The organism is bacterium, assembly GCA_009926305.1.
In the GTDB taxonomy this organism is placed as follows: domain Bacteria; phylum Bdellovibrionota_C; class UBA2361; order UBA2361; family RFPC01; genus RFPC01.
Genome location: RFPC01000077.1, coordinates 1 through 10,949 on the forward strand (window position 1 = coordinate 1; position 10,949 = coordinate 10,949).

The 10,949-nt window shown below is 48.4% G+C and carries 10 protein-coding genes; 6 read left to right on the forward strand and 4 right to left on the reverse strand.

Annotation, left to right across the window (positions count from 1 at the left end; translation table 11 throughout):
* Window positions 1-145: 145 nt before the first annotated feature.
* From EBR25_10700 to EBR25_10710, 3 genes are read right to left on the reverse strand one after another with little or no spacing between them, the layout of a single operon-like run.
* The gene (locus tag EBR25_10700) at window positions 146-571 is read right to left on the reverse strand and encodes a hypothetical protein (protein NBW41452.1); all 426 of its coding nucleotides are present in this window, start codon (window positions 569-571) and stop codon (window positions 146-148) included.
* Window positions 571-1,494 (reverse strand): DUF58 domain-containing protein, encoded by a 924-nt coding sequence (locus tag EBR25_10705; GenBank protein NBW41453.1) that lies wholly within the window; start codon window positions 1,492-1,494, stop codon window positions 571-573. The genes EBR25_10700 and EBR25_10705 overlap by 1 nt, the downstream gene beginning before the upstream one ends.
* The gene (locus EBR25_10710; GenBank protein NBW41454.1) at window positions 1,491-2,462 is read right to left on the reverse strand and encodes an ATPase; all 972 of its coding nucleotides are present in this window, start codon (window positions 2,460-2,462) and stop codon (window positions 1,491-1,493) included. The genes EBR25_10705 and EBR25_10710 overlap by 4 nt, the downstream gene beginning before the upstream one ends.
* A gap of 24 nt (window positions 2,463-2,486) precedes the next feature.
* Between EBR25_10710 and EBR25_10715 the strand changes: the two genes are divergently transcribed.
* The gene (locus EBR25_10715; protein NBW41455.1) at window positions 2,487-3,074 is read left to right on the forward strand and encodes a DoxX family protein; all 588 of its coding nucleotides are present in this window, start codon (window positions 2,487-2,489) and stop codon (window positions 3,072-3,074) included.
* Between the two features lie 14 nt (window positions 3,075-3,088).
* Here the strand turns inward: EBR25_10715 and EBR25_10720 are convergent, their stop codons facing one another.
* Complete coding sequence (locus tag EBR25_10720) at window positions 3,089-5,497, reverse strand: RNB domain-containing ribonuclease (GenBank protein ID NBW41456.1); 2,409 nt, start codon at window positions 5,495-5,497, stop codon at window positions 3,089-3,091.
* Between the two features lie 125 nt (window positions 5,498-5,622).
* Between EBR25_10720 and tilS the strand changes: the two genes are divergently transcribed.
* From tilS to glmM, 5 genes are all read left to right on the forward strand, one after another.
* Window positions 5,623-6,630, forward strand: coding sequence for a tRNA lysidine(34) synthetase TilS (gene tilS, locus EBR25_10725; GenBank protein ID NBW41457.1), 1,008 nt, complete (start codon window positions 5,623-5,625; stop codon window positions 6,628-6,630).
* Between the two features lie 359 nt (window positions 6,631-6,989).
* Entirely contained in the window at window positions 6,990-8,903 is a 1,914-nt protein-coding gene (locus EBR25_10730; GenBank protein ID NBW41458.1) for an ATP-dependent metallopeptidase FtsH/Yme1/Tma family protein, read from the forward strand.
* 50 nt (window positions 8,904-8,953) lie between these two features.
* Entirely contained in the window at window positions 8,954-9,859 is a 906-nt protein-coding gene (locus EBR25_10735) for a TIGR00159 family protein (protein NBW41459.1), read from the forward strand.
* Entirely contained in the window at window positions 9,856-10,791 is a 936-nt protein-coding gene (locus EBR25_10740) for a hypothetical protein (GenBank protein NBW41460.1), read from the forward strand. Before EBR25_10735 ends, EBR25_10740 begins: the two co-directional genes overlap by 4 nt.
* Window positions 10,792-10,804: 13 nt before the next feature.
* Window positions 10,805-10,949 (forward strand): phosphoglucosamine mutase (glmM, locus tag EBR25_10745; GenBank protein ID NBW41461.1); only part of this gene is annotated, 145 nt, incomplete at its 3' end.

A 10,949-nucleotide genomic window follows, 5' to 3' on the forward strand; every position in this document is an offset into this window, starting at 1 on the left:
GCCCTCAATCGGAGTGTTGCTCCGTTCGATTGATGCACACAACGAGTGACTGGAATATATTGGAACTTCGCACGGCGAACGAATGGCAGGATAACGAGTAACGGAAAGGCTAACACCAGCCATGGGTATGCAAAGGATGCAGACGTCATGCTTTTGCTTCTCCTTGAATTCCGCCTTGCGTCGATAGAATCGAAAGAAACTCACGCATAGGAAATTCCGCTTCGACCGAACTTTTCTCTGAAAATCTGTTTTTCTCCAATTGAACCAAGAGTTCTTTCGCTTCTTCACTTAATATCAGTTGTTCTCGCTGTACCAGTTTTACGAAAAGATGAATGAGTTCTCTCCTGCCAGTTGCCTCAAACTCATCGAGAACTTTTCTCAACTCAATGATCAATGCCGGTACCTCTAAGAACTGAGGAACGCCTCTGTCTCTACGAGTCACTATCCAGTAGGTGAGGAGAGAAAGGAGAAGCATGGAGGCTGATGCTAATAGCCAGACAGATAGCGGTATTTCCATTGGCAACTGGTGCGGTTCAATAATATCAAAAGGCGTCGGAGCAGGGCTAGGCATCAGTGTCGTCTCCCTCTTCTACTGTGTGCAATTTCATCAAGGGTTGCTAACGCGTTTGTTCTATAGCGGACGAGTTCCACTCCTGCTCGACCCAAAATCTCACTAAGGAGAAGAAAGTGGTGTTCCTCTCTCTGTTGAGCTTCTCGATAGAGCGGAGAATTCAAAGAAGAGTCCAGCAATCTTACCACCCCAGTCTCGGGATCTGATGCTTTCATGAGCCCATGTTCCTTCGAAGGAGCCTCTCCAGAAATGTGAACGCACAGAACATCGTGCATTCGAGCGAGCAGAGAGAGCCCCTCTGTCTCCTTTGCATCTTCAAAGTCAGAGAGGAAGATAAGCACTGAACGCTGCTTCAGTTTCTCTCGTAAACCGGTTGATATCTGCTCAAAGTCAACGACTTCTCGATGGCACTTTGCCGTCTGGAGAGCGAGGAGTACTTGTCGGTAGTGCGGCCTGGAGTTTCCTGGAGGATACAGGTCATGAAGTTGCGCTCCGTAGGAGCAAAACCCAAGGAGATCACGGTTTTTTTGACCAACACTAATCAGTAGGCTTGCGAACTCCAGAGCTTTTTCCTTTCGTGAGGTCATCATCATCGATGGTGAAGTATCGAGCAGAATGATCAGTCGTAACTGCCGTTCCTCTTTGAAGAGTTTAACGAATGGTTTTCCTATTCTCGCGGTAGCTCCCCAGTGGATGAGCCTAGGTTCATCTCCACACTGGTATTCTCTTAACTCCGAAAAAGACAAACCTTGTCCGAGAAAGGCCGAAGCATAGTCTCCGGTAAGCTGTGATGACATCAGCCGCTTGGTCTGTAATTCATGAACTCTGGCTTTGAAGATATGAGACGCTTCTGACTCCTCGTCTGATATATGTTCCAGCCTCGGCCCTCTCCAGAGTTCGCGCAGATACCGAATCAGCTTCACGGTTCTGGTACTCCCTTAACGATGTTGGTAACGACCTCTTCCGCAGTGATATTTCTCGCTTCGGCTTCAAAGGAGAGTACTATTCGATGACGAAGTACGTCAGACGCTAACTCTTGGATAATATCAGGACCGACAAAATCTTTGCCTCGAATGAGTGCCAGTGCACGACCAGCCCGTTTTAAGGCGAGGCTGGCTCTGGGAGAAGCGCCCCATTCGATGATATCTCCGAGGCCAAATGATTTTGGGTCCCTTGTCGCATGCACGAGACGCACGATGTATTCATCGATTTTCGGGTCGACAAAGATGTCGAGGGAACGTCGAGAGGCACTGGTCAACTCTTCTACGGAGATGACAGAGTTCGGAAGAGGTGGATCGGAAATGGTCGAGCCCACCGTATTTAGCATTTGAACCTCATCTGCGTACTCTGGATATTGCACCAGGAGTTTAAAGAGAAATCGATCAAGTTGCGCCTCTGGTAGTGGGTACGTTCCCTCTTGTTCAATCGGATTTTGGGTGGCCAAGACAAAAAACGGTCGTGGAAGTTCTAACGTCTGATCACCAATCGTTACGTTTTTCTCTTGCATCGCTTGAAGAAGCGCTGACTGAACTTTTGCAGGCGCTCTATTAATCTCGTCGGCTAATACAATATTGGTAAACACTGGTCCCTTACGAAGAGAGAACTCCCCCCTCGAAACTTGATATACTTCTGTTCCAGTAATGTCTGCGGGAAGGAGGTCCGGAGTAAACTGAATTCTTTTCATGGAGCACGAGAGTAGGGAACTCAAGACATTAAGGAGTCGGGTTTTCGCCAAACCAGGCACTCCTTCAATAAGCACATGGCCCTCACAAAGAAGCGCCACAAGAAGCCGCTCAACAAGCTGTTCTTGCCCAAAAACAAACCGCCTGACCTCGGCGAGTACTTTGTCTCGTAGTTCTGAATTTCCCAGAGTTTCAACTGCTTGATTCATGCCTGAATACTCCTCCTCGAAGTAATGGGTTTAACATATTGTTTTTACATCTCTGAAGAGAGTGCAACTCCTGTTTCCCTCGTATTACGGTCAAAGAAGCTGACCGTGTCTCAAGAAAAACAACCTATTTCCAAATCCCATCTTTCTCGCTATTATCTTTCGGTGGCGGTTTTTGGTCCGCGGAGGTTGATCACTATGGCTATAAAACTGAATAAACCAGTAGGAAATTCGCTGTACGGCCCCTTACTCCTTCGGCAGGCGCTCGGATGGTATCTGCTCCTTGCCGGGGTGCTCAAGCTTGAAAATATTTCGTATTACGCCGAAGAGATGCAGCAACTGAATGCATTGCCAGAGCATATCGCCACCCTCTACGCCATTATTCTGCCCTATGGCGAGATCCTTGCGGGAGGTCTGCTTATCCTCGGCTTTCTAACCACCTTGGGTTCGATGTTGGCCGCTTTTTATTTTTGCAGCACCATCTATTTCTTTGGATTTTATTCCGCTTCAGGACAACTGCTGAGTAAAGATATCGTAATGCTGGCGTGTGCCATATCCGTTATGTATAGCGGTGCTGGAGCGTTAAGTATCGACAGATTTAGAGAAACTGGTTAACAGCGAAGTTTGTTCTACTTCTGATTGCGATCCTTTGACTCTTGCCGCAGCGATAAGACTGGACGAAATCGCCAGAGATTGACCGTTTCATAGCAAATGCCAACTTCATCTCCTCTTGATATCGTTCTCCGTCGCCGCACATCATAAACCTCCTGTTTGGCACGGCTCATCTCAATAGTCCCGTCTTCACGCGGTATGATGCCTCTTCCCACCTCCGGAACATCGATCACAGCGCAATCCTTCGTTACATGTCTGAGAGAACCAAAAAAAGTTTTTCCTAACAGTTGCTCGTGCCGAGAGAGCTCTTCTTTTGTCAGCAGCTCACGGTGTCTTTGGCTTTCGAGGAGATTTTGATACGAGAGATAGTTGGCATACGAGGCCACAAAATCTCTATCGAGTGCAGGGGTCCCGAGTAAGGCATGTGAAAGTTGGTACCCTAAGACAACATCGCTCCCACGTCTCAACGGTGAGCTAAAATGTGAATAGAATCCATTGAAGAACGCATGTGGTGTTGGAGTAGTTGTGTAAAACGCCTCTCCAATAACACGCGCAATTTGGGGAGAGAAATCTTCCGCACCTCGAGTCAGCTCAGCAAAGCGCAGAGCTCGCTGGCGGTGCTCTCTGCCTAATTGTTCAGCGATAAACCCCATGCCTGAATCCTTCAATACACGGTCTGCATATCGTTCGTCTTTCTCGCTCGGGGGTTGAAACGCTCTATACAGCCAGGGTATGGACGGATACTCATGAAACATAAGATTGGCCACCATTTCATTCACAAGGACGTTGTTTTTGGCAATGAGCGAATGGCTCCAATCTCCGGTCCCGACGGCTCTTTTCCCCAGTAAAGGCTCTTCGGTGCGGAGCTGAACGTGATCATGAAATTCGCTAAGGAGATGCGCTGGCTCTGCCAGGGAATGTTCTGGCTTTATAAGAGCATCATACAAATCATCGTATGAAATAGCATGAGATACTCGGATAAGGCTTCTTCTGGGTGCATCAGCGGTCAGCTGCCCATTCCGAACGGTAAATGGAAACGTCCACGTAAAACGAACTCGGTCTTGCTTTAAAGAACCCACCTCAAGTGCCAGTCGCCTTGGATGCAGTGGATCGATAGATTTTTGACCATATACGGTGAAAGCTTTTCGTAATCCGATATCGAACTGCTCGCCACCAAGCCGAATGAGCGCAGGTACATCCGTGATATGCACCTGTAACTGAATGCCGCCAGGAACCCGCATAATCGAAAACCCATCGTCACGGTCCAAGCTTTGCCTCGGATCAACCACAAGAGTTTGTTGATGAGAAAGGTCAAGTCGAGACTGTTTCGATGAGTGAATATTTACGGTGACGGGAGAAAAGTCTGCTTCGGAATCTTGATCAAGAAGCTTCCCAAGTAGGTCAGGACGCTCTAAACGCCCCGTACTTCTATTTCCCACTCGAGTAACAAAGTCAAAGTAAGCATCGCTGACCGGTTTTAGAATCGGGTCAATCCGTATTCCCAAGGATTGACCCGTGGCCTGTATCCACGGGCGAATCTCGGGAAGCGCTCGCTCTGGAGCAAATATTATCGTGTGCGCGATAACTTTATTTCTGCCCACTTGCGGGTCCCTTGAGAATCGAACGGATTCAATTCTCATTAATGGGTGCTGTGCATAGTCCAGCTGTTCTCGTAGCCACTCCTCTGGCTGGAGATGGAGCCGGGCAGGAATACCAAGCTCCCACTCAACCTCTCGTGCATATGATTGCTCTATGCTGCTATCAATTCCTGGTCGACGATAGATGATCTGTATATGCGGGGTGGAATGATTTTCTTCGTGCTTGAGACTGACTCGAGAAATCGCCAACGCATCTGGAAGAATCGCTCTCACAACAACTCCAAGGGAATCATCCCTTCGAGAGCCTCGTAACTCAGCTCTCCGCATAATGTGCTGAGCCTCCGTAGCATCTTTTACCCCGATTAAGGCAGAATTGTGAAACCCCAACTCTTCTCTTAGAAATGCACTAAACCCATCCAATTCTTGCTGTGAATAGTCCGGTGCGTATACGAGAATACGGGTCTGATCGACGAGATGGAATGCAGCCTGAACTTCTACTCCCATTGGAAGGGGTCTCTGTATCCGCTCAATTTCGTGTTGATTCAGGTTCTGAAAGCGGTGCTTCTTAAAGGTAATTGTCGCGGTCTCAGGACCAACGGACCAGTCACTGGTCGGAGGAAGTTCGATATCCTTCGCTTCGTCTTTGAGGTGAGCTGGGCGTGAATGCTCCTCAGCCATTCCTTGAAGGATTTGAGGTGAGAGAAAAAGGGTCTCCTCGCGTAAGCTCTTGTACACCGGGCTCGGATTGGTACTATGGCTATTTTGGTTTGAAGATTTTGCGGATTTATGAGGAATTGAATCCATAGAGGTAATTTCGGAAGTCTCCATTTACGCTTTCCAACTCGCGTTTTATAACACAGATTCGTTGGTTCTCGTGAGGGGTCTTTTTTTGGAGACAATCCGAGTAAGGACCAACGCAAGAGCTAATGTAACCCACTGAATGTATTGTATATATGACGAAGGAAGTGGTTTTGTCTCATCATCCCATGATTGACCGAATGGCGGAGGTATTCTCAACCCATTCAGGCAAGTTCTTGCTCGGAGTCTCAGGGGGCATCGATAGCATGTGCCTGCTTGATGCATCGGTGCGTGCCCTCCGAGATATCCAGTGCCAGCCCGACATCTCGAACAGAATCGGTATAGCTCACGTCAATCACTCCCTTCGAGAGACTGCGTATCGAGATGCCAAGTTTGTCGCTCACTATGCGGAAGGTCTCCATCTCCCGTTCTTTTCTACCTGTCTTACTCCACCTGACTCTGGTGAAAACGTGGAGGCATGGGCGCGGAGAGAACGATATTCTTTTTTTACGCACCTTATGAACACAGAGGGCTATGACCAGGTATTCATTGCCCATCACGGAGGCGATTTGCTCGAAACATTCTTGATGCGAATTCTCTCAAACAAGGAACCCCGAGCTATCCGTGCCGAGAATCTTCAACTCAAGGCGCTTCGGCCGTTCCTTCACTTCAACCAAGAGGACATCGTTCAGTATGCAAATACCTTTGATGTTCCTCATGTTGAGGATGAGTCAAACCAAGATACCGCTCGACTTCGAAATTTGGTTCGAAGTACGCTGATTCCTTTTTTGGAAGAAGAATTCGGGAAAGGCGTCAGTCATAGCCTAAAAAAACAAGCGCTCTCAATCGAGAAAGAGCTTGATGCGCTCGATGAAGTTGCGAAGACCGTGGCTGAGGACTTACTCAAGGAGCTCGATTTTGGTAACCGAATCTGGCTTGTCCGAGTGAAAGAGATTCTCCGGGATTCCCCGCCAGCCATCGGAGAAAGGGTGCTCCGGTCTCTCTTTCTTCCTTATTCTCGGACTCCTCTCGGAAGAGAGGCGTCAGCTCGTCTCAGAAACTTCCTCCTATCAGGAGAGGTGGCTATCCAGCTACCAGGCGGTCTTGAGATCAGAAGGCGTAAGGGAGGACTCGCTATCGCGTCCACCTATGGAGGGGAGTAGACGAGGGAGAGTGGATGGCAGACTCAGCTCTTTCGAATGGCGCCCAATAATGGAAATTGCTCTTGTTCAGGATCAAAATCAGAACTAGAACGATATTCTTTTCGGAGGCTCGGCGTTACTTTCCTCAAGGTTTACTCGCTCTTTGTGGCTTAATAGCGTTTAATTGACTGAAATAAAGGGAAAAAAGTGCACCAATGACCCTGAAAATCGAATCTTTTAATAAAGGAGTTATCCCGGCCTAGCACTTGAGGCTGAGACGGCTTTGGGAGAAGATAGAGCTCTCCATAATTAACTGATATTCAGGGATAATCTCTGAAAAGAGCAGCGTTGTTGGTGCTCTCTTAAATGTGAGGTGGATTTTGAATCAATATTCACGGAATGCCGTTTTTTGGGTGGTCCTCTTTTTCGTATTCATGGCTCTATTCAGGGTGATGAATCAGCCTGAAATAAACAGGCCAGTACCATACTCTCAATTCCTGGAGATCATCGACGAGGGGGTCGTTCGCGAGGTCGTTATTGAAAACGATATGGTGAAAGGCGTCACCATTGACCAGCAACCTTTCGAATCAGTGATCGCGAGAGATCATGACCTGGCAGACTATTTAATATCCAAGAATGTAGATTTTGAGGTTCGTAAGCCTGCGGAAAGTTCTTGGGCACTTGAGCTATTCATTACGCTTCTCCCAATGCTGCTTTTTATCGGCGTGTGGTTATTCTTCATGCGGCAGATGCAAATTGGAGCTGGGAAAGGAATGAGCTTCGGTAAAAGCAAAGCGAAGCTGCTCACCGAAGATCAACGGAAGGTGACCTTTGATGACGTGGCAGGGGTGAGTGAGGCTCAACAGGAAGTCCAAGAAATCATCGAATTCCTGAAGGACCCGAAGAAATTTACCAAGCTCGGTGGTCGCATACCGAAAGGAGTGTTGCTTGTTGGCCCTCCAGGAACAGGGAAAACTCTTATCGCGAGAGCTATTGCGGGTGAAGCCGGTGTGCCGTTCTTTAGTATCTCAGGTTCAGATTTTGTCGAAATGTTCGTTGGGGTGGGAGCCTCTCGGGTTCGGGACCTCTTCATCCAGGGAAAGAAAAATGCGCCGTGCATTATCTTCATAGACGAGATCGATGCGGTGGGCCGGCACCGTGGGGCCGGGATCGGGGGAGGTCATGATGAGCGAGAGCAAACGCTTAACCAACTCCTGGTTGAGATGGATGGTTTTGAGAGTAACGAAGGCGTAATCTTGATCGCAGCCACAAACCGCCCAGATGTTCTTGATCCAGCTCTTTTAAGGCCAGGGCGTTTTGATAGACGAGTAGTAGTTCAGCGTCCTGATGTTCAGGGACGACTTGGTATTCTCAAGGTCCACGCCAAACGCACTCCGCTGTCTGAAGATGTTGACCTTGAAGTCATAGCACGGGGAACTCCAGGCTTTTCCGGAGCAGAGTTAGAGATTCTGGTCAATGAGGCTGCGCTGTGGGCCGCACGAAACAACAAAGATGAGCTCGGCAGGGAAGACTTTGAGTACGCAAAAGATAAGGTCATGATGGGCGCAGAGAGACGCTCGATGTTACTTACCCAGAAAGAGAAGGAAACCACCGCTTATCACGAGGCTGGACATGCGCTAGTGGCGAAGCTTCTTCCAAATGCTGATCCCGTTCATAAGTTGACTATCGTACCAAGAGGTATGGCTTTGGGTCTGATGCAACAACTGCCTGAAAACGACAAACATACGTATTCCCGTTCCTATTGGATGGATCAACTCGCTGTGTTTTTCGGAGGACGTGTGGCAGAACTCGCTGTCTTCGGTGAAATGAATACTGGAGCTGCATCCGATATCGAGCGCGCGACAGAAATTGCTCGGCGGATGGTGCGGGAGTGGGGAATGAGCGACAAGCTTGGCCCAATACAATACGCCAGTCGCGAGGGTGAGGTCTTCTTGGGCAAAGAAGTCGGTCGCGCTTCTGATTTCTCACAAGCAATCCAAGAAGAGATTGACGCTGAGGTGAGAAGAATTCTCGACGATCGCTACAAGCTTGCCGAGAAGCTTATTCACGAAAATATTGATACCTTGCATCGACTTGCAAAGGCTGCAATCGAACGAGAGACACTCAATGCTGACGACATCGACGCAATAGTGAAGGGTGAAGAACTCCCACCCGTTCCACAAGAAGAGGTTCAAAGCAAATCGAGCAACGAGGATTCGACCAAGAAGGAAGAAGAGGAATCTGCTAAAGAAGGTGGATTAGCTGGTACAGAGCCTGATCCAACTGAGGCCTAGGCTTTACCTTATTTGGTGTTTGGGGATGTATCGGGAGGGCATGGCATATTATGGCGACGCATCGTGTCATTCTGAACTTCCAGGAACAGCTATCGAGCTGGATTCCTCCCATTGTTCAAGGAAATAGCATTGATATGGCAACCTTTCTTGGCTCGACAAGCGCAGGGGTCGCGAGTTGGGAGCTCATACGCTTTGCATTAGATATTCTTATTGTTTCCTATCTCATCTATCGAGGACTCCTCATCATCAGAGGAACCCGCGCAGCCCCGATGTTGGGAGGATTAACAATTATCGTTATTCTGTATTTCCTCTCCCGACCCTTGGGGCTAGTAACGCTCGGATGGATACTTGGCAACTTCCTGAGCTCTATCATTTTAGTCGTTGTTGTGATTTTTCAAGATGAAATCCGCAAAGGACTCACAAAGTTTGGACTTCAACCGTTTTTCCGAAAAGATCGAAAGCCAATCTATGATAGGGCGATTGAAGATATCACACTGGTATGCTCGAAGATGGCGGGTGAAAAACTTGGTGGCCTTATCGTTTTTCAGCGGGAAGTGGGACTTGACGACTTCTTAGAGGACGCGATAGTTCTTGATGCGAAATTAAATCGAAAGCTGCTGTATGGAATCTTTGTCAAAGGCTCTCCGCTCCATGACGGTGCCGTTTTGATTGATGGAGGAACGATAAGAGCGGCAGGCTGTTTGCTCCCTTTGAGTTTTGATCCTGATTTGGATCCGAGCCTTGGTACAAGACACAGAGCAGCACTCGGAATCAGTGAAGTCAGTGACGCTATCGTCGTCGTAATCTCTGAAGAGTCAGGCGCAATTACACTGGTTCGAGATGGAAAGCTCCTGCGAAATATTGATGCGGCCTCACTACGTGATGAGTTGCATCTGTTGTTGTCTGCTCGTGCAAAACAGGGAGCCGTGGCAGGGTCGCAGAGGGAGAGCGCATGAAAAATCTTAGCCTCAAACTGTGGTCAGTACTCATAGCTGTTGCGCTTGCTTACTTTGTGCACGGTCAAGGCAATCGCTCCGTTATGTCGTTTATTGTTCCGGTGGAGCTGCAAAACCTCCCTAGTGATAAAATGGTACTGCTTCCACAGTCCCCACAGGCACAGATCACCCTGCGTGCTCCTTCTCATGTTCTATCAGACGTAAATCGCACGCCGATGTCCTTCAAAGTAAGGGTTCCTGACAGCGTTGGGAATCGCTATCTCACTCGGCTTGAAAAAAGTGGGCTTTCTCTTCCTCCAACCGTAGAGATCCTTCGGATTGATCCAGCTGAGGTGGAATTCGTTCTTGATTCGTTGATTCAAAAGAAGGTCGCTGTGGAAGTCCCGCGAATTGGGTCGCTCCAGAAAGATTACCAACTCGAAGATATAATCGTTTCACCCGCCGAAGTCCTCGTTACAGGGCCTGAAACAGAGCTGAAGGAATTACAGACCATCAGTACACAGCAGATTGATTTGCGTGAGCTCACTACGGATAGAGAGCAGTTGCTGCCCCTTCGTAAGCAGGGAAAATTTCTCCGTTTTGAGCCAGAGGAGGTCTCGGTGACCGTTCGAGTGCGCGCGGTAACTCGAGAAAGACGGTTCTCAGATATTCCAGTGATTGTAATTGGTAAAGAGCTCTCAAAGCGTTGGACGCCTTCCCCAAGCACTGTAGCACTAGAAGTTACGGGGCCCCGCCCAATTATTCAGAAAATGAAAAGTGAAGATATCGTAGTATCAGTAGAAATCCCAGATGGTCTTGAGAGTGATCCGGAGCTTGATTTGAAGATGACTCAGTTTCCGTTTACTGTTCAGCTTCCAGAACAAGTCGAGCTGGTTCAAGTATCACCATCAAAGGCTAGTATTAAAAGCGCTCTTCGAGCGAGTCGTAAATAAAGAGAGGCTATTCATGGCGAATGATAAACGTAAGTATTTTGGTACGGATGGTATGCGTGGAGTGGCGACGGTACCCCCACTGGATCCTGAGTCCCTCGTTCGACTTGGTCAGGCGATTGCGCAGGTCTTTGTCGCGAATAGAGGACGACACCAAATTC